This is a genomic window from Clostridium mobile, from assembly GCF_018918285.1.
Lineage (GTDB): Bacteria > Bacillota > Clostridia > Clostridiales > Clostridiaceae > Clostridium_AW > Clostridium_AW mobile.
In genome coordinates this window covers 583,160-602,778 of sequence record NZ_JAHLQF010000003.1, presented here as the reverse complement: position 1 = coordinate 602,778, position 19,619 = coordinate 583,160, and the positions used below count along the sequence as shown (strand labels likewise).

The 19,619-nt window shown below is 30.1% G+C and carries 18 protein-coding genes; all 18 read right to left on the bottom strand.

Annotated features, from left to right (window positions below; genetic code table 11):
* Nucleotides 1-13: 13 nt before the first annotated feature.
* Entirely contained in the window at nt 14-463 is a 450-nt protein-coding gene (dtd, locus tag KQI86_RS14580) for a D-aminoacyl-tRNA deacylase (protein ID WP_216440251.1), read from the bottom strand.
* A gap of 11 nt (nt 464-474) precedes the next feature.
* Nucleotides 475-2,664: a RelA/SpoT family protein gene (locus tag KQI86_RS14575; RefSeq protein WP_216440081.1), complete on the bottom strand. Its 2,190-nt coding sequence runs from the start codon at nt 2,662-2,664 to the stop codon at nt 475-477.
* A gap of 99 nt (nt 2,665-2,763) precedes the next feature.
* Nucleotides 2,764-3,378, bottom strand: coding sequence for a TetR/AcrR family transcriptional regulator (locus tag KQI86_RS14570; RefSeq protein WP_216440080.1), 615 nt, complete (start codon nt 3,376-3,378; stop codon nt 2,764-2,766).
* A gap of 153 nt (nt 3,379-3,531) precedes the next feature.
* The gene (locus KQI86_RS14565) at nt 3,532-6,246 is read right to left on the bottom strand and encodes a GumC domain-containing protein (RefSeq protein WP_216440079.1); all 2,715 of its coding nucleotides are present in this window, start codon (nt 6,244-6,246) and stop codon (nt 3,532-3,534) included.
* Between the two features lie 20 nt (nt 6,247-6,266).
* The gene (locus KQI86_RS14560; RefSeq protein ID WP_246582820.1) at nt 6,267-8,339 is read right to left on the bottom strand and encodes an efflux RND transporter permease subunit; all 2,073 of its coding nucleotides are present in this window, start codon (nt 8,337-8,339) and stop codon (nt 6,267-6,269) included.
* A 191-nt stretch (nt 8,340-8,530) separates the two neighbouring features.
* Nucleotides 8,531-9,049 (bottom strand): adenine phosphoribosyltransferase, encoded by a 519-nt coding sequence (locus KQI86_RS14555; RefSeq protein ID WP_216440077.1) that lies wholly within the window; start codon nt 9,047-9,049, stop codon nt 8,531-8,533.
* Between the two features lie 65 nt (nt 9,050-9,114).
* Nucleotides 9,115-9,963, bottom strand: coding sequence for a DHH family phosphoesterase (locus KQI86_RS14550; protein WP_216440076.1), 849 nt, complete (start codon nt 9,961-9,963; stop codon nt 9,115-9,117).
* 168 nt (nt 9,964-10,131) lie between these two features.
* Nucleotides 10,132-10,995, bottom strand: coding sequence for a protein translocase subunit SecF (gene secF, locus KQI86_RS14545; protein WP_216440075.1), 864 nt, complete (start codon nt 10,993-10,995; stop codon nt 10,132-10,134).
* Nucleotide 10,996: 1 nt separating this feature from the next.
* Complete coding sequence (gene secD / locus KQI86_RS14540) at nt 10,997-12,262, bottom strand: protein translocase subunit SecD (RefSeq protein ID WP_216440074.1); 1,266 nt, start codon at nt 12,260-12,262, stop codon at nt 10,997-10,999.
* 144 nt (nt 12,263-12,406) lie between these two features.
* Complete coding sequence (gene scfB / locus KQI86_RS14535; protein ID WP_216440073.1) at nt 12,407-13,771, bottom strand: thioether cross-link-forming SCIFF peptide maturase; 1,365 nt, start codon at nt 13,769-13,771, stop codon at nt 12,407-12,409.
* Nucleotides 13,772-13,836: 65 nt separating this feature from the next.
* Complete coding sequence (gene scfA, locus KQI86_RS14530) at nt 13,837-13,974, bottom strand: six-cysteine ranthipeptide SCIFF (protein WP_216440072.1); 138 nt, start codon at nt 13,972-13,974, stop codon at nt 13,837-13,839.
* Between the two features lie 74 nt (nt 13,975-14,048).
* The gene (locus tag KQI86_RS14525; RefSeq protein ID WP_216440071.1) at nt 14,049-14,414 is read right to left on the bottom strand and encodes a TIGR04086 family membrane protein; all 366 of its coding nucleotides are present in this window, start codon (nt 14,412-14,414) and stop codon (nt 14,049-14,051) included.
* Nucleotides 14,415-14,476: 62 nt separating this feature from the next.
* Nucleotides 14,477-14,887, bottom strand: coding sequence for a preprotein translocase subunit YajC (gene yajC, locus KQI86_RS14520; RefSeq protein WP_425514383.1), 411 nt, complete (start codon nt 14,885-14,887; stop codon nt 14,477-14,479).
* Nucleotides 14,888-14,948: 61 nt separating this feature from the next.
* On the bottom strand, nt 14,949-16,079 hold the full coding sequence (tgt, locus tag KQI86_RS14515) for a tRNA guanosine(34) transglycosylase Tgt (protein ID WP_216440070.1): 1,131 nt from the start codon (nt 16,077-16,079) through the stop codon (nt 14,949-14,951).
* Between the two features lie 25 nt (nt 16,080-16,104).
* The gene (queA, locus tag KQI86_RS14510) at nt 16,105-17,130 is read right to left on the bottom strand and encodes a tRNA preQ1(34) S-adenosylmethionine ribosyltransferase-isomerase QueA (protein ID WP_216440069.1); all 1,026 of its coding nucleotides are present in this window, start codon (nt 17,128-17,130) and stop codon (nt 16,105-16,107) included.
* Between the two features lies 1 nt (nt 17,131).
* Nucleotides 17,132-18,172 carry a Holliday junction branch migration DNA helicase RuvB gene (ruvB, locus tag KQI86_RS14505; RefSeq protein ID WP_216440068.1) on the bottom strand — a complete coding sequence of 347 codons (1,041 nt, stop codon included), beginning with the start codon at nt 18,170-18,172 and terminating at the stop codon, nt 17,132-17,134.
* 13 nt (nt 18,173-18,185) lie between these two features.
* Nucleotides 18,186-18,782, bottom strand: a complete 597-nt coding sequence (gene ruvA / locus KQI86_RS14500; protein WP_216440067.1) for a Holliday junction branch migration protein RuvA — start codon at nt 18,780-18,782, stop codon at nt 18,186-18,188.
* Nucleotides 18,783-18,883: 101 nt separating this feature from the next.
* Nucleotides 18,884-19,489, bottom strand: coding sequence for a hypothetical protein (locus tag KQI86_RS14495; RefSeq protein WP_216440066.1), 606 nt, complete (start codon nt 19,487-19,489; stop codon nt 18,884-18,886).
* Between the last annotated feature and the right edge of the window lie 130 nt (nt 19,490-19,619).

Sequence of the window (19,619 nt, the reverse complement as noted above, 5' to 3'; positions counted from 1 at the left end):
TCACTCCTATAATTTAAAATGTTTTTTTACTATCTAGTAATATAGTTACAGGACCGTCATTTACTATAGTAACTTCCATATCTGCCCCAAATTCTCCTGTTTCCACATTACCTAGGATTTCCTTACACTGCTTAATAAATTCCTCATATAGAAATTTTGCATCCTCTCCACCTAAAGCTTGGGTGAAGCTAGGTCTCTTACCTTTTCTCACATCACCATATAAGGTAAACTGAGAGATTATTAATAATTCTCCACCTACATCTAGTAAGGACTTATTCATTTTACATTCTTCATCTTCAAAAATTCTTAGATTTAATATCTTATCTTTTAAATAAGCTACGTCTTCTATAGTATCTTCTTTACATATACCTAAGAGAACATTTAATCCCTTATCTATGCTTCCTATTGTTTTTTCGTCCACTTCTACTTTGGACATTTTAACTCTCTGAACAACAGCTCTCAAGTTCATCACCTCTAATTCTTAGTTCTATACACATCACTAACACCTCTTAATCTTTTGATCTTTTTCATTAAATCTTTAAGGTGCTCGATATTAGGTATTTTAAATTTAATATTTATTAGAGCAGTAGTACCTCTTATTGGTTTTGCATTTATAGCATAGAGATTTGTTTTTGTTTGAGTAATTATATCCATGATCTCTGCTAGTAAACCATCTCTATCATCTGCTTTTACTTGAATTTCTGCTATATAATCCCCTATTTTTGATTCTCCCCAACTTACTTCTACAATCTTATTTTCCCCATCTTCCAGTAAATTTGCTAAGTTTACGCAATCTTTTCTATGGATAGAAACTCCTCTTCCTTTTGTTATATAGCCTACTATATCGTCTCCTGGCACTGGGTTGCAACACTTTGAAAATCTCACCAATAAATTACTAACACCTTTAACAATTATTGCTGGGGAAGAAGTTCTTTTCTTATTATGCTTACTTTGATTTCCCTTTGCGTTCTTATTATTTATACTACTTAATATTTCTTCATTTGTGAGCTGTACCTTATTACCTTTTTCATAAGCTTCTTTTATTTTTGCAACTATGCTTGAAGGAGATATATCTCCCATACCTGCGGCAGCATAAAGGTCTTCCACTGAATTAAAGCTATATTTCTTTAATATATTATTCAATATATCGCCTTTTGCTATTTCACCAAAATTATATCCCTGTTTCTTTGCCTCTTTTTCTAAAAGCTCTTTCCCTTTACCTACGGACTCTTCTCTTTTAACCTTTTTAAACCAAGCTCTAATTTTACTTTTAGCTTGATTACTCTTTGCAATATTAATCCATTCAATAGTAGGACCTTTAGATGAATTAGATGTTATTATTTCTACTATTTCACCAGTTTTTAAATGGTAATCAAGAGGTACCATCTTGTTATTGACCTTTGCTCCTACGCATTTATTCCCTACATCTGTATGAATTTTATATGCAAAATCTATAGGAGTTGATTCACTAGGAAGGTTTATTACATTACCCTTTGGTGTAAATACAAATACTTCATCTGAAAATAAATCTATTTTAAAGCCTTCCATAAACTCTTCCGCATCTGGGGTTTCTCTTTGCCATTCAAGTATCTCTCTAAGCCAAGAAAGTTTTAATTCCATATTACTTTCATTTATTTTTCCCTCTTTATACTTCCAATGGGCTGCGATACCATACTCTGCTGTTCTATGCATCTCTTCTGTTCTTATTTGTATTTCAAAGGGTTTTCCTTGAGGTCCTATCACGGTTGAATGAAGCGATTGATACATATTTGGTTTAGGCATAGCAATGTAATCCTTAAACCTACCTGGTATTGGTTTATACATAGTATGAACTATTCCTAAAACTGCGTAACAATCCCTTACAGTATGCACAAGTATTCTTACTGCAGTCAAATCAAATACCTGCTCTAAGGTCTTATTTTGATTAACCATTTTTCTAAATATACTATAGAAATGTTTTGGCCTACCTTCAATATCAGATTTAATACCAGCCTTTTCCAAATTATCTGATAATTGATTTATTATCATTTCTGTATATGCTTCTCTCTCTGCCCTTTTTTCTGCTATTTTTTTTACTAGATCATAGTATTCTGCTGAATTTATATATCTAAAAGCTAAATCTTCTAATTCCCATTTTATTTTAGATATTCCTAATCTATGAGCTAATGGTGCATATATATCAAAGGTCTCCTTAGATTTTTCCTTTTGTTTTCCTTCTGGCATATATTTTAAAGTTCTCATATTATGAAGTCTATCCGCAAGTTTAATCAGTATAACTCTAACGTCTTTAGCCATAGCCAAAAGCATCTTCCTTACATTATCTACCTGCTGTTCTTCTTTTGTTTTATATTTTATCTTACCTAATTTAGTTACACCCTCAACTAAATCAGCAACTTCTTTACTAAATTCTCTTTCAACATCCTCATATGTACATATTGTATCTTCAATAACATCATGCAAAAGGCCAGCCACAATAGTGCTGGTGTCCATACCCATTTCTGCTAATATGCATGCTACTTCAAGAGGGTGAGTAATATATGGCTCACCTGACTCCCTTTTCTGCTCCCCATGAGCATCATAGGCAAAATTATATGCTTTTTTTACTAATTCTTTATCTACATTTATGCAATTTTTATCTATCCTATCCATCAATTTTTCAAGCATATTTTACTCCCCTAAAATCAATGGCTGGTTTTAATAACCAGCCATTATTTTTTATTAACATTATATAATATTTTGTAGAAACATGCAATTTATATTTTGCTAAGACACCATCTTTTCAAGCATTCCAAATAGATACGGCTTCATAATATCTATGCTATATGGTTCCTCTAAAATTATAGAACTATAACAGATAGAACTGGTAAGTTCTATAATCATAAAAAGCTTGATTTCAAATTCCTTTTCATCTATATTTTCTTTTATCATAATATCCTTTGAAAGCTCCATAATCTCTTTCATTTCTTCATACTGATTAGCATTAGCTATGGCTTTTCTATAGAGTCCCCAAGAGAGATTTTTATGTATTATCTTCAATAGTTTTTTATTCAACTTAAAATACTCAATAATATAGTCTGTAAATATTATTAATCCTTCCGAAAAGCTTTCATCATTACCATTTAAAATATTTAAAGTATGATTTAACGCCTCTTTCAATATATGAGCGCTCTTTTTTAATATGATTTTATCTATAATATCATACTTATTTTTAAAATAAAGATAGAAAGTTCCTTTTGCTACTCCTGCATTTTTAACTATATCATCAATAGAGGTATCATTTACCCCTTTATCAGAAAACAATTGAAAGGCAGACTCATAAAGTTTTACTTCTTTTTTTACTGTATTCTTTTTTTTAATCTCATTTTCTTCTTTAGTCATACTAATATAATTCCTCCTTATGGGAAAATATATGCAATTAAGTAATATATTATATACTATTATTGATTAGAAATTTTATTTAGTCAATATTAAATATAAATTGAACCCCTATGTATTCTAGTTACATAGGAGTTCAATTCATTTTATTTCATCTTAAATGAACAAGTCTTTAACCCATTGAAGAATTCCCTTTTTTTCTTCTTCAATTACTAATTTCTTTTCTTTTTTTACTTGTGGAGCTTTTATGGAATCAGTTCTCATTATAAATTTAACACTACCTTCCATATCCTCTCCTACTCCAGTGTAAGTTCCATATCTATCTGACATTTCATATAGTTTATCTTTGACCTTTATAATTCTATCCATGTCTTCAATTTTTAAACCTAATTTAGAGTCTATCTTTCCATCTCCCTCTTTCTTAAACTTTAATACTCCTGAGTACAGCTCTTCACTTCCTTCAAAGAGATTGGTACTTCCTTCAATCAAAGGATTTACTCCTTTATCAATTAAAGATTCCATTCCTTTATCTAGATTATATGAACCTTCATATAACTTCTCTACGCCATCATTCAAGGTAGGAATTTGATCTAACATTTCATTAGCTTTATTTATATTTTCTTCTTTTAAAGAGTCCTTAACTAACTCTAGTATCTTTTCATTGTTTTTTAAATCCTGTTGCATAATAGTAAGTTCTTTTAGCATTTTTGGTACAACCTTAATATTATTATTTACATCATCTGGCAAAGATTTTTGGAGTTTTGTCAATTCAGGTATTAATTTATCCAAATCTTCTTGCAGCAACTTTATCTTTTCTAAAGTTTTTGCTGATGCAGGATCATTTATACCATCTAAAATACTCTTTATCTGATTTAAATTATTTTTATTTTTATCTAAATCTTCTTTAATACTTATAAACTTTTTCATAAAGCCTTGCATATTAGTTATATTCTTTTCATTGAATACTTCATTTATATTTTTTATAATATTTTTCCCTTCTGGAGATGACACTTCCTCTTTTAGTTTTCCTAATTGATCTATTGTACCATTTATATAGTAGATATTACTTTCATTTAATGCTGAGTTTAATTCACCAATATTTTTTTCATTATCTTTAAATTGTCTTTGTAGATCATTTAATGAATTTAACTCACTTGATAAATTTGAAATTTTACTTTGAGAATTCTTAAATTTTTTATCAGTTTCATCTACAGTTTCATAATATCCTTTTAACAATGCCTTAGCTTTAACTTTTTCCTCATTTGATAATTTATCATTAGAATCAACTATACCTTCTAAAAATTTAACATTTTCTTCTTTTCTTAATTGCTCAGTTTGAGAATGATAAGCATCAGCAGTGTTTATTTCTTCCTTTAATATGTTATTTATTGAATTCAAATCAATATTTTTCACTTTTTCTCCACTATTCATTATAGTTCTTAATGAATTTATATTTTCACTACTCAAACCGTTTTTAATAGCGGTAAGCCTATTGCTATCAAAATTTTCTATAACACTTGAAAATTTATTAACACTATTATTAATCTTAGGTGCATCATTTAATAAATCATTATATTTTTTTAGTATATTCCCATCTACGTTACTTACTTCCTCCAATCCTGCCATAAGGGAATTTATATTCTTAATACCATCATCTTTTGTTAAAATATTTAATCCTTTATATAGGGGATGATTTAATATTTCATTTTCATCTATATTTTTAAAATCTTTACATGTCTTATTAAACAAAGCTATATTTTCAGCAGTTAGAACTTTCATAGCATCTTGTAGTAAATTTATGTCCATATCCTTTGCTTTAAAAGCATGGTCAATTAACTTCCTTTCCTCTTCTACATTTTTAGGATCTCTTATCAATGATATTTTATCTGGATTTTGATGTAATTCTTCTTTTATTTTTTCAGTTCCTTCTTTCATTTTACCTATACCATTGCTTAGTTGTTCAGATCCATTCTTTGCAGATATCATAGCAGATTTAAAATCTATAAGCCCTTTGTTTAAGCTTCCACTACCATCTTTTATTTTTAATGTTCCATCCATTATTTTATTAGATGCATCTTTTAATTCTTTTATTGCATCATCCAAATCTCCAACATTTTTAGCTTCTTTAAGAGACTTTATTTCTGGTAATTTAGGAGTAGCCGTTATTAATATTGGGGACATTTTAAAGTTCTCAACATCACACTCTATCTCTATATTATTTGGTATATTTAAATTTCCATTTTCTATATTAAAATTTTCTTTAAGCCCTGGCAAGGATACAAAGCTTATTATATTGTTATTTCCTTCTGATATCATAGTACCTTCATTGCTCTTGATATTTTTGAAGTTCTCAAGTGGTAAAGTTACCATTGTCAATACTGTTATTGATGCGTATATCTTATCATATTGTCCATTGATATTTTCCATATGAATGCTTGTATTTACATATTCTATTTGAATTTTTAATTTTCCTGACTTACCTGCAATTTCTTTTGGATTTACTTCCTTATCATCTAAATAATATTTTATTTTAATTTCTAGAGGCAGCTTTTTATTTGTAGTTCCTTGGTAGAATATATCCTTACCTTCCATCTTCCAAGTTAAGTTTTCTCCACTTTTATTAAAGTTTTCTTCACCTTTTATATTTTTTATATTCTCCAATCCTGATCTATCTTTCACCTCTATACTTTGTCCATTCCCTCTCAACCAATCGGTAACTACTTGATTCTCTACATCTCCTTTCTCAGAAAGATTTACATATACAGATTCATCCTTTATTATCATTTCTTTAGCGCTCACTACATTAGGAGCTAACATAGTTCCCATTAACACAAAACAAACTAAATTTTTTGATAAACTTTTCTTATCCATACTACATCTTCTCCTTTATATTAATTAGATTGTACCCACCCTTTTGTGGTTTTCTTTATTATCCCTTCACATACTAGCAATATAGATGGAAGAATGAAAATAATAACGATCATGCTTATAATTGCGCCTCTAGCCATCATAATGCATAGAGTTCTTATTATAGATAAATTTGATATTATCCCCACTCCAGCTGTAGCACCGAAGAAAGCTAAAGCACTTGTCACAATGGATTTTGCTGATTCCTTTACCGCCTTCTCCATTGCAGTAAATTTATCTAATCCATTTCCTAGCTCTTCTTTAAACCTTGAAGTCAATAATATTGCATAGTCAACAGTTGCTCCTAATTGAATACATCCTATTACTATAGAAGCTACAAAAGGTACTGTTGTTCCCATATAGAAAGACATACTCATATTGACAAGTATTGCAAGCTCTATAGCAAGAACTAATATAATAGGTATACTTAGTGATTTAAACACCAATAAAATAATGACAAATATTGCTCCTATAGATATTAAGTTTGAACTCTTAAAATCCTCATCTGCTAGCATAACTAAATCTTTAGTTAATACTCCTTCACCTGTCATCATAGATTCTTTATCATAATTTTTTACTATTGAATTTATATCTTCTATTTGTTTATTTTCTTCATCTGTAGCCGCCTTATATTTTGAGTTTACTAAAATTAAATTGTATCCATCTTTTTTAAAGGTTTCTCTAATTTTATCTGGTATAAAACTCTCTGGTATAGCCTCTCCCATGAATTTGTTATAACCTAATACCTTATCTACCCCTTCTACTCCTTCAATTTCTTTTATCATTTTCTCCATATTATAAGCTGGAACATTATCATGAACCACAATAAAATGAGTAGTAGTCATGTTATAATCTTCTTTTAATTTATTTGTAGCTATTATTGATGGTAAATCTTTTGGTAAAGATCTATCTAAGTTATAATATACCTTCAAATTGTTGTTACCATACAAAGCAGGTATAAAGGCTATTAAAAAAATCCAAATAAAAGTTTTATATTTTTGTGATACTATTTTTGATACTTTATTAAATTCAGGAAGTATTGTCCTATGTGAGTATTTATGAATTTGATTATCAAAAGTTAGTATAAGCGCTGGAAGTATTGTAATGGTAGATAGTACGCCTAATACTACCCCTTTAGCCATCACAAGACCTATATCTCTGCCTAAGCTTAACTTCATTGAGCACAAAGCTAAAAATCCAGCTATAGTAGTAAGTGAACTACCTGATATAGATACTATGGTGTTGGATATTGCCTCAGCCATAGCTTCATATCTATTTTCCATCTTCTTCTTTTCTTCCTCATATCTATGAAGTAAAAATATAGAATAATCCATTGTTACTCCAAGCTGTAGTACTGCAGCTATAGATTTGGTTACATATGATACTTCTTTTAAAAATATGTTAGTCCCCATATTAAATACTATGGCAAAACCCATGCTTATTAAAAATATTGCTGGAATTAATGTGGATTCCATGGTTAATGCTAGTACTACAACAGATAATATAACTGCAATTAACACATACATAGGCGTTTCCTTATCAGACAAATCTTTAGTGTCCTTCACTATGGCAGACATACCACTTAAAAAACACTGCTCATTTGTAATTTTTCTTATGGTTCCTATAGCCTTTTGTGTCACTTCTGATGAAGCAGACTCATTATACTTTATAATTAACATAGTTGAATTTTTGCTATAGAAAACATTTTTTATTTCATCCGGTAATATATCTTTAGGTACACTTTCATCTAAGATGTCACTTATCCATATCACGGTATCTACACCTTCTATTTCTGATATTTCCTCTTTAAGCTTTAAAACATCCTTAGACTCCATATCTTCTATTATGAGCATCGAACTTGCAGCATTAGAAAATGTCTTATCCAAGACTTGTTGTCCTTTCATAGAATCTAATTCCTGTGGAAGATATTCAAGCATATCATAGTTTATTTTAGTTTTGGCCATTCCAATAAAGGATGGAATTAATAATAATACCGATAATATAATAACTAAAATTCTATGCTTAACTATAAAATCTCCGAATTTCTTCACGGCCATCCTCTCCTTAATTTATATTTTATGACTAATAGTCATTTTCTACTTTGTTATTATATACATTAACTGACTAATAGTCAATATCTTTTCCGTATACATTTTGTTAAGAAAAATTGAACTTTATTAATAAAATAAAAAAAATAACCATTGATATTAAATTTATCAATGGTTATTTTTTATATAATATATAATTTTTATATATTGTACTGTATAAGGGATTCAGTATTATATTTCTTTAATTTATCTCTTCCATTCAAATCAGTTAGCTCAATAACAAAATTAATTGAAGCCACTTCTCCACCTAAGCCTTCAACCATTTTTGCTACTGATTCAATAGTTCCTCCTGTAGCAAGTAAATCGTCTACAATTGCTACTCTCTGTCCTGGTTTTATAGCATCTTTATGCATTTCTAAAACGTCACTTCCATATTCAAGTTCATAAGTGCTAGATATGGTTTCACAAGGCAGCTTTCCTTTCTTTCTAACAGGTACAAATCCTATTCCTAAAGTGTAGGCTAATGTAACTCCAAATAAAAATCCTCTAGCCTCTGGAGCAACTATTACATCAATGTTTTTATCTTTTAGACTATCTATCATTGAATCTATAGTAAACCTTAAAGCCTCACTATCTTTTAAGAGAGTTGTCACATCTTTAAAACTTATTCCTTCTTTTGGAAATCCTTCAATTACTCTTATCTTTTCTTTTAAATTCATCATCAATTCCCCCTAGAATCGTATAATTATATATTACAATGGACAGGTTATTCAATAAAAGGAGTTTATTTATTACAAACCCTACTACCCTTTACTTCATTCTTTAAGTATTTAGCAATTTGTTCTGCTCTATCACTATTAGATGTAGTGAGCAGTTCTACTGTAATTCTAGCATTATCCAACATCCTCGTATTATTCCAAGAGGGTGCAATACTGTCTATAAGCTTATTTACATTAATTATATCTATATGCTTTATATTGCTCACCTTCATTAAAGCTCTCAATCCGTAATTATTTGTGTAGTTCATATGATATATACCTTCATCTATTATAGCCTTATTTTCTCCTTCATAGGAGACCTTATTCGACTTAGTACCTAACATAACTAAATCTAAATATTTACTAATACTCTTCATCTGATAATAAGATGATATCGATTGAACAAGCTTGTAGGCAACACCTACACTAGATAAATCTTTAAATGGATATATACAATCCTTTTGTTTTGGACTAACCACTATGGTATCTGGGACTTTATTATGACAGTGGTGATTATCAGTAATTATTACATCAATACCCAACTGTTTACATAAATCTACTTGATAAGAAGAATTAATCCCGCAACCAACTGTTATCATTAAATTAGTTCCTAAGAACTTTACATGATTTTTTATTATATCTGTCCTTATATCAAAGTTATCATCGTCTCCATCGGATATAAAATATTCTACATCTGCATTCAAATATTTTAAAACCAAAAAAAGCAATGAAACCGCTGATATTCCATCTAAATCACAACATCCATATACTATTATTTTTTCCCTTTCATTTACAGCTCTAACTATCCTCATTAAAGCCTCATTCATATTCTTTAATAAAAAGGGATTATGAAAAGAATAACCTCTATTCTCCATAGCTAAGTCCTCCAAAAAATAAAAAGCATATATATTATAATTTAAAATATACTTTTTTACAAATATTTTATACATATTTTATTGAAAATAGTAAACCAGAGCGCAGTTTCGCTCTGGTTTTTAGTTGTTTTGTAATAAAAACGCTTTTTATTTTCTATTAACGCTTTTTTATTTCTTCTTTCTAAAATATACCCATAAAGGGCTAGCTATAAATATAGAAGAGTAGGCCCCTGAAACTATTCCAATTATTAATGGTATTGCAAAATCCCTTACTGCTGGAACAAATACATACACCGCTACAATTGTAAATAATGTTGTTAAACTCGTATTTATAGATCTAGTTAAGGTTTGAGAAATACTTATATTAGCCAATTCTGTATCGCTTATTTTTCTCATTCTCTTACCATTTTCCCTTATTCTATCAAATACCACTATTGTATCATTTATTGAATATCCAACTATTGTTAGTATAGCTGCTATAAAGCTGCTATTTATTGGTATTTGGAATATAGCATATACAGCTAGGGTTATTAAAATATCATGGGCTAATGCAATTATTGCTGCTAACCCAAACTTAAATTCAAACCTAATTCCTATATATATTAACATTCCTATATTAGCTAAAATTAAAGCAATAAATGCCTTTTGCCTTAATTCTTTACCTATTGATGCTCCTATTGTTTCTTGAGAAACCAAATCTTTATCTTCCAACTTATATTTCTCTTTTATTTCCTTAAACATAGGTTCAATTTGGTCTTCTGTTAAGGAATTACTTCTTATTTCTAGTAAAATTTCATTTGAAGTAGTAACTGCAGAATTTGTTGTATAGTCCTTTGTATACTTTTCTACTATCTTTTCTACTTCTTCCTTGTCATACTCCTGCTTCATATTAATTTTAACTAGGGTACCACCTTTAAAGTCAATTCCGTAATTAAATCCATCCTTTATTGCAAAAAACAATCCTAAAACCATTATCGCAAGTGATATTCCTATCCATATCTTTGTTTTTTCAATTATTTTAAAAGACTTCATTTTACTCTACCCTCCTCTTTACACCAAAAGCTGCCAAACTATTAAGCATACCCATTTCTACAGCTAACTTTAATAAGAACTTTGTTACTACTAAAGCTGTGAACATACTTAATACTATTCCGATCATTAAAGTAAGGGCAAAGCCTTTTACCGCTCCAGAACCTAAGTTATATAAAACTATTCCTGCGATTATAGTTGTTATATTGGAGTCCATAATGGAACTTAGAGCTCTATGAAATCCAGAATCAACTGAGCTTCTTATGGATTTACCTGTAGATAACTCTTCTTTTATTCTCTCAAATATAAGTACATTAGCATCTACCGCCATACCTATTGTAAGCAAGAAACCTGCTATTCCTGATAGAGTTAAAATAGCTTTTATTGAAACAAAGGTATAGAGTACTAATACTATGTAAAATGTTAGAGCTATATTTGCTATAAGTCCAGGAACTCTATAATATAATAACATAAATAGCATTACTAGTCCTATTCCAATTGCACCAGCCTTTATGCTAAGTGGAAGTGCATTAGCTCCTAACGTCGCACCTACAGTTTTTACCTCAACAGGTTTAACAACCACTGGTAATGCTCCAGACTTTATTATACCTGCCTGTCTTTTCGCTTCTTCAAGGGATTTACTTCCTGAAATCATACCCTTTCCTGTAGCTATAACATCATTTACTACTGGACTAGTTAAGAGTTCTTCATCCATGTAGATTGCTATTTGCTGTCCTATAAACTTTTTAGTTGCTTCAGCAAATTTTTTAGTTCCTTCATCAGTAAACTCTAAGCTTATTATTGGTTGATTATTGCTAGGATCAATCTGAGCCACTGCATTTTTAACGTCCTTACCTGTAAGTATTACTTCATTATCAGGTCCTACAAACTTTAATTCACCTGTTTTACCAACGCTATCTATTACTTCCTTAGCATTATAGATGCCTGGTATCTCTATTCTGATTCTCTTTTCCCCTTCTCTTTGAACTATAGTTTCACTAACTCCTAATTTATTAACTCTCATAGATATAAGTTCAATAGTTCTGTCTATAGTTGCACTGTCTACTTTATCCTCTTGGATTTCTTCAACTATTGACACGCCTCCTTGAAGATCCAATCCTTTTTTTATGGTCTCATTAAAAGATTTAAACCTATATCCAGTTCCAAGTATGTTGTCTATTCCAAAGGCACCAGCATAAGCTAAAAATCCTATTATAAGAACTGATAAGATGAATAGGATTGTACTCTTTAAGGTTTTATTACCTTTCATATTTATCCCCCTTCTTTTGTTAATTATATATTAAGTTATCATTTCTTGAATTTATAAGGAAACGACATACAAAAATTATATAACCAATGTAAAAAATAGTCAATATAAGAGAGTCTAATTACCCTCTCATATTGATATTTTCTATTATTCTTCTATCAGTTGTGACTTTAATGCTATAGCACATTCTATTCTCTTCTTTTGCATTTCACAACCTAATTTATAAGGTACTAATATATCCTTATTAAAACTATAGTTGTTAGCTTGGCATCCACCACTACAATAGAATCTTGCCCAGCAATCTATACAAGTTGGTTTAAAATATATATTTCCTTGTTTAAACCGTTTTTCTATTGATTCATTTAAATCACTTTCAAAAACATTTCCCATTTTAAATTCATCATTTCCAACGAATTGATGACAAGGATATATATCTCCTGAAGGGGTTATAGCAACATATTCATGACCTGCACCACATCCTGATATTCTTTTATAAACACAAGGTCCTCCTTGAAGGTCTACGTTGAAATGATAAAACTTAAATGAGTTCCCTTCTTTATGCCTTTTAACCATTTCTTTATAGATCTTATCATATTGTTCAAATATTTTAGGCAAGTCCTCCTCTCTTAAGGAAAGAGGGTGACCTTCTTCTAATACAACTGGTTCTACGGATACCTCATCAAATCCTTCATTGACTAAATGTAACACATCTTCAAAGAAATCCGTATTGTTTCTAGTAAAGGTTCCTCTTGCATAGTATTGTTTTCCCTTACCTCTCATTTCTACCATCTTCTTTATTTTAGGTAGAATTGTATCGTAACATCCGCTGCCATCAACTCTGGTTCTAACTCCATCATTAACTTCTTTTCTGCCATCTATGCTTAAAACTATGTTACCCATATTTTTATCCAAATAATCCATAATTTCTTTTGTCAATAATACGCCATTGGTAGTCATAGTAAATCTAACAATTTTATTATGAATCTTTTCCTGTTCTTTTGCATATTCTACTATTTCTTTAATAGTGTTAAATGCCATTAATGGCTCTCCTCCAAAGAGATCCACTTCTATATGTTTTCTTGGTCCTGAATGTTTTATTACAAAATCTATGGCTTTCTTGCCTACTTCTGGTGACATAAGCTCTCTTTTGCCTTTATATTCTCCTTCGTCTGCAAAACAATATTTACATCTTAAATTGCAATCATGAGCAATATTTAAACACAAAGCCTTTATGAAAGATTGTCCCTCTCCTGCATTTTTGCCTATATCTTCATATAAGTCTTTTGAATAAAGCATATTCTCATTTACAAGAACTTCTAATTCTTCATAGGCTTCTAATATATCTTCTCTGTCATATTTATCTTGGAACTTATTTAAGATATCTTCTTTTTTTCTTAATCCTTCTTTATCAACTATTTCATAAACTAACTCATCAACTACATGTACTGCTCCTGAGTTTACATCTAAAATATAGTATTCTCCATCTTGAATAAATTTGTGTATAAGTGACAAATTATTTCCTCCTAACCCGTTTTGGCTAAATTTAAAGCAGTAACCTAAAGTTACTGCTTTTTATATTAATTTTCGCAAGCTAGATTTGCAACTGTACAGGAAGTTTTACATGCTGATTGGCATGAATTAGCACATTCTTTACATCCTGGCTTCTTTAAGCTATCCTTTATGTTTGTCTTATTTATAGTTTTTATATGTTTCATATAAACTCCTCCATTCCTAAATAGCATATTTCCGTATGATTATATCATAAAAAGACCACAAAATAAAGTAATTATCAAATATTTATGCCTAGCATACCTGATAATGCCCCTACTCCTAAAGCTAGTAAAAATCTTATCATCATTCTATTATCTACCGTTAAATTGTTCCCTGCTATTATTGATACAAAGTATATTATTAGCATGTACAATGTTGCTATAACTATCCCAGTTAACCACCCTTTTTTATTAATCTTTCGCACAGCATATACAGTTCCATACATAATACTGAGTATAGTTGTAACTAAATAAAATACGCTATTTGTTTTATCGCTTAAATCTACAAAAGTCATTATAACAGCATATATAAGCATAAAAATTACTGTTAAAATAGTACTTCTTAAAATTCCATCCCCTATTGGTAAAAAACTACTTTTTTCCATATAAAAAACACCTCCTATCTACTAGAATTTATGTAGAAATGAGGTGTTTTATGATAAGAAATTTAATTTTCCTTGTATCCTGGAGATTCATTTTCCTCCGCTTTATCTTCTGCTTTATCTTCTTTCTTGTCTTCTTTTTTATCCTCAACAGCAGCTTCACTAGTATTTAATATTGATAATATACCATTCTTATCAAGCTTAATTCTAGCTCTACTAGGTCCAGACTCTAAAATAATAAATGTATCCTGGATATTTATAACTTTCCCTAATATTCCACCCTTTGTAATAATTTCATCATTTACTTTCAATGAATCCAGCATTCCTCTATACTTTTTCTTTCTTCTACTTTCCGGTATGTACACAATTATATAAAAGAACAGCATCATTATAATAAATGGTAAAAATAATCCTAACATACTTCCTGATGCCGGAGCAGCTGTTGCCACTGTTGTTAAATTTTTAAGTGCTAACATATATTCACCTCCCCTCATAATATAAGTTTATAATCCTTTTTATGTGATGTAAAGTTTTTTTCTAAGCTTTTCCACTCCACTGAGCTAATTTACTCTCCTTATATTTGGAGAAATAATCACCATCTATAGCATCTCTTATTTCTTTCATCATATTATTATAGAAATACAAGTTATGAAGAACACATAATCTCATAGCTAACATTTCTTTTGCCTTAAATAAATGCCTTATATATGCTCTAGAATAGTGCTGACATGCAGGGCAATTACATCCTTCATCTATTGGGTCAGAATCTAACTCATATTTTGCATTCATTAAATTTATCTTCCCATTCTTGGTAAATACATGGCCATGTCTTCCATTTCTTGCTGGAAGAACACAATCAAAAAAATCTACCCCTCTATCAACGGCTTCTAAAATATTGCTAGGTGTTCCTACCCCCATAAGATAGATTGGTTTATTATCTGGTAAATATTCTACTACTGTATCTATAGTATTATACATTTCTTCATGAGTTTCCCCTACAGCAAGCCCTCCTATAGCATATCCATCTAGATCCATTTTTACTATTTCTTTTGCGTTAGCTATTCTAATGTCGTCAAATGTTGCTCCTTGGTTAATTCCAAAAAGCATTTGTTGTTTGTTTATTGTATCTGGTAAAGAATTTAACCTATCCATTTCTTTTTTGCATCTTTCAAGCCATCTTACCGTTCTAGCTACAGATTTTTCAACATACTCCTTTGTTGATGGAATAGGTATGCACTCATCAAAAGCCATAGCTATAGTAGAAGCTATGTTACTTTGTATCTGCATACTTTCTTCTGGTCCCATAAATATTCTTCTTCCATCTATATGTGAATTAAAATATACTCCTTCTTCCTCAATTTTCCTCATACCGGCTAAGGAAAAGACTTGGAATCCACCTGAATCTGTTAAAATCGGTCTATCCCAATTCATAAATTTATGTAATCCACCCATTTTTTTTATTACTTGGTCACCAGGTCTTAAATGAAGATGATAGGTGTTAGATAACTCTACTTGGCATCCTATTTCTTTTAAATCCATGGAGGATACTGCACCTTTTATAACTCCTAGCGTTCCTACATTCATAAATACAGGTGTTTGAATTGTTCCATGAGGTGTTTTAAACTCACCCCTTCTTGCATTACCGCATTTCTTTATTAATTTGTACATATCAATTTTCCTCCTGAAGTAAAATTTACTTAATTAACATGGCATCTCCAAAACTGAAAAATCTATATTCTTCTTTAACTGCTGTATTATATGCATTCAATATTTTTTCCCTACCACATAAAGCGCTAACTAACATTAATAGAGTTGATTGAGGAAGGTGAAAATTTGTTATTAATCCATCTATAATCTTAAATTTATATCCTGGATATATGAATATATCAGTCCATCCTGAGGATTCCTTTACTCTTCCATTGTCATCACCTATAGTTTCTAAAGTTCTACAAGAGGTAGTACCTACAGCTATAACCTTTTTTCCCATTTCCTTTGTTTTATTGATAACTTCTGCACTTTCTTTCGAAAGAGTGTAGTATTCTGAGTGCATAACATGATCTGTTATATCTTCAGCTTTTACAGGTCTAAATGTTCCTAGACCCACATGAAGAGTTAAAAACACTAGGCTTATACCCTTGTTTTTGATCTCACTTAATAACTCTTCAGTGAAATGTAATCCGGCTGTTGGAGCCGCTGCTGAGCCCCTTTCTTTTGAATATACAGTCTGGTATTGTTCCTTATCTTCTAACTTTTCTTTTATATATGGAGGTAATGGCATTTGACCAAGCCTATCTAATACGCTTTCAAATACACCTTCATATTCAAATTTAACTATTCTACTTCCTTCTTCTCCTAAAGCTACTACTTCAGCCTTTAATTCACCGTTACCAAAAGTAAATCTACTTCCTATTTTTGCTCTCTTACCAGGCTTAACTAAAGTTTCCCAATTATCCTTATCTACTCTTTTCAATAACAAGAACTCCATCTTTCCGCCACTGCCTTTTTTTTCACCAATAAGTCTGGCTGGAAGTACTCTAGTATCATTTAAAACCAGGCAATCACCGGTTTCTAAGTAGTCTATAACATCTTTAAATATTTTATGCTCAATCTCTTTATTATTTTTATCTATTACCATTAACTTTGCTTCATCTCTTTTTTCTATTGGAACCTGTGCTATCAATTCTTCCGGTAAATAGTAGTCAAAATCTGTTACTTTCACGTTACCACTCCTTTATATCTATCGAGCATTGTTCAATTTCAGTGTTTACTTTTCTTTTTTTATTAAAATGTTTATATGCTTTATCTGTAGCTGTCCTTCCTCGAGGAGTTCTAATAATAAATCCTTTTTGAAGTAAATAAGGTTCATATACGTCCTGTATTGTATCTAGCTCTTCTCCTATGAAGTAAGCAAGAGTTTCTACTCCAACAGGTCCTCCGTCAAAATTATCTATAATTGCGTTTAGGATTTTATTATCTATACTATCAAATCCTTCTTTATCAATTTCAAATAATTCTAAGGCTTCCATAGATGAAGTATAATCAATTATTCCATTTCCTTTAACTTGGCAATAATCTCTTACTCTTTTCAATATTCTATTTGCTATTCTTGGCGTACCTCTTGAGCTTCTTGCAAGTTCAAAGGCAGCATTATCTTCAATTTTAACATTTAGAATTCCAGCAGATCTAATAATTATTTCTTTTAGTTCCTCTTCTTCATAGAATTCCATAGGACACAACACGCCAAATCTATCTCTAAGAGGAGAAGTAAGCATTCCTACTCTAGTTGTAGCCCCTATTAAAGTAAACTGTGGCAAATCTAATCTTATGGATTTAGCAGAAGCACCTTTCCCTATCACAATATCCAAAGCATAGTCTTCCATAGCTGGATAAAGAATCTCTTCTACTGATCTGTTTAATCTATGTATTTCATCAATAAACAATACATCATAATCATTCAAGCTTGTAAGTATAGCTGCTAAATCTCCTGCTCTCTCTATAGCTGGCCCTGATGTTATCTTTAGATTACCACCCATTTCTTCTGCTATTATATTAGCCAATGTGGTTTTTCCGAGTCCCGGTGGTCCATGTAACAAAACATGGTCCAAGGCCTCTTCCCTTCCTTGTGCTGCCTTTATGAATATATCTAATTTTTCTTTAACTCTTCTTTGTCCGATATATTCCTTTAGCTTTCTAGGTCTTAAGCTAAACTCTATTTCATTGTCCTCCTTTATATTTAAAGGTGTAACAAATCTATTCTCCATTTTATTACTCCTTTCAACTCATTAAAAATTTCAAACATTGTTTAATCACATCTTCTAAAGGAGCTTTTTTGTCCACAGAATTTAATGCTTTATTTCCTTCTTTTTCTGAATAACCTAAAGCCATTAAAGCAGCTAAAGCTTCGGTAAATACATCTATTTCTGCAGTATCTTCTTCAAAATTATTTTCTTCTTTTGATGTAAAATGTTCAGCTTTTAGCTTATCTTTTAATTCTAAAATAATTCTTTGTGCTGTCTTTTTACCTATGCCCGGAGCTTTAGTTAAAGTCTTTTCATCACCAATAAAGATAGCATATTTTAATTTATATGTACTTGTTATAGATAGCAATGATAAAGATGCTTTTACTCCAACTCCATTTATGGTTAATAACAAGTTAAACATATCCCTTTCTTCTTTAGAGTGAAACCCATAAAGCCCTATAAAGTCTTCTCTAACAATTTGCTGCAAATATAATATTATTTCTTCATCTGTCTTAGGAATTTTTGATAACGTATTTCCTGATGTAAATATTTTATAACCTATTCCACCATTCTCTACAATTATATAATCTTTGTTCATCCCTTTAAAAATGCCTTTAATATATTCGTACATTAGTTTCAGCCCCTTAAGATTTAAATTATCAATCTCTACTTTATCATTTAAATAAATTTATTTCAAGAATAAGAGGGGCTAATAAAAAGCCTCAAGGACTATTATTCATAATCCTCGAGGCGTGATAGTGCTTCTTCTCTAGTGTTGCATTGAAAATATTCACTACCATTCGTTAACAACACTATATCTTGTTCTTTTAAGTTATCTATTCTTTTATCTGTTATATCTTTTTCTTCATTTTCTATGTACATTTCCCCATTACTGTCTGTCCTAAATATTGCTATGTAGTCACCTTTTATTCCAAGCACATACTTATTAGGAGAATATTTATCTACTTCCTTTACCATGACAATTTTATCATCTGTAATATCAGTTAACTTATATTCATCTTTAAACTTTTCTTCTAATTCACCTTTAGTTTTTACATTTAGGTTACTTACTTTATCTACTTTAGATATTAATGTGTCTCCACTCTTTCTATATCTAATTTTAAATACAACTGAACTATTAGAAGATATACTTTCATTATCTTTATTTTGAGTGTAACCCTCTTTGATTTGATTGTTTACCTGTATTCTATTGTCATCTACCTCTTCATTTTTCCCTCTGAAAAATTGAATGCTAATATAGTAACTTAATGAAAATATAATTATTGACACCATAATAATTAACACTACATAAAATTTTTTGCTTTTCTTAATATCCATAATATCCCTCCTAAGAAGGATTATTGACATTAATTAATAATTTTATGCAAAAAAATAAATTTATTATAAAATATTAATAATATATTTAATTTTAAAATAAAAACACCTCTAAATGTAGTAAGTTTTTATA

Bases quoted from the DNA above. Each gene is read 5' to 3' on its own strand.
- ruvA (WP_216440067.1), bottom strand. From the start codon at position 18,782: ATGTACGAATATATTAAAGGCATTTTTAAAGGGATGAACAAAGATTAT.
- KQI86_RS14550 (WP_216440076.1), bottom strand. From the start codon at position 9,963: ATGGAGAATAGAGGTTATTCTTTTCATAATCCCTTTTTATTAAAGAAT.
- tgt (WP_216440070.1), bottom strand. From the start codon at position 16,079: ATGTACAAATTAATAAAGAAATGCGGTAATGCAAGAAGGGGTGAGTTT.
- yajC (WP_425514383.1), bottom strand. From the start codon at position 14,887: ATGTTAGCACTTAAAAATTTAACAACAGTGGCAACAGCTGCTCCGGCA.
- secF (WP_216440075.1), bottom strand. From the start codon at position 10,995: ATGAAGTCTTTTAAAATAATTGAAAAAACAAAGATATGGATAGGAATA.
- ruvB (WP_216440068.1), bottom strand. From the start codon at position 18,172: ATGGAGAATAGATTTGTTACACCTTTAAATATAAAGGAGGACAATGAA.
- scfA (WP_216440072.1), bottom strand. From the start codon at position 13,974: ATGAAACATATAAAAACTATAAATAAGACAAACATAAAGGATAGCTTA.
- KQI86_RS14570 (WP_216440080.1), bottom strand. From the start codon at position 3,378: ATGACTAAAGAAGAAAATGAGATTAAAAAAAAGAATACAGTAAAAAAA.
- KQI86_RS14560 (WP_246582820.1), bottom strand. From the start codon at position 8,339: ATGGCCGTGAAGAAATTCGGAGATTTTATAGTTAAGCATAGAATTTTA.
- KQI86_RS14565 (WP_216440079.1), bottom strand. From the start codon at position 6,246: ATGGATAAGAAAAGTTTATCAAAAAATTTAGTTTGTTTTGTGTTAATG.
- KQI86_RS14575 (WP_216440081.1), bottom strand. From the start codon at position 2,664: ATGCTTGAAAAATTGATGGATAGGATAGATAAAAATTGCATAAATGTA.
- KQI86_RS14495 (WP_216440066.1), bottom strand. From the start codon at position 19,489: ATGGATATTAAGAAAAGCAAAAAATTTTATGTAGTGTTAATTATTATG.
- secD (WP_216440074.1), bottom strand. From the start codon at position 12,262: ATGAAAGGTAATAAAACCTTAAAGAGTACAATCCTATTCATCTTATCA.
- KQI86_RS14555 (WP_216440077.1), bottom strand. From the start codon at position 9,049: ATGAATTTAAAAGAAAAGATAAGAGTAATTGAAGGATTTCCAAAAGAA.
- KQI86_RS14525 (WP_216440071.1), bottom strand. From the start codon at position 14,414: ATGGAAAAAAGTAGTTTTTTACCAATAGGGGATGGAATTTTAAGAAGT.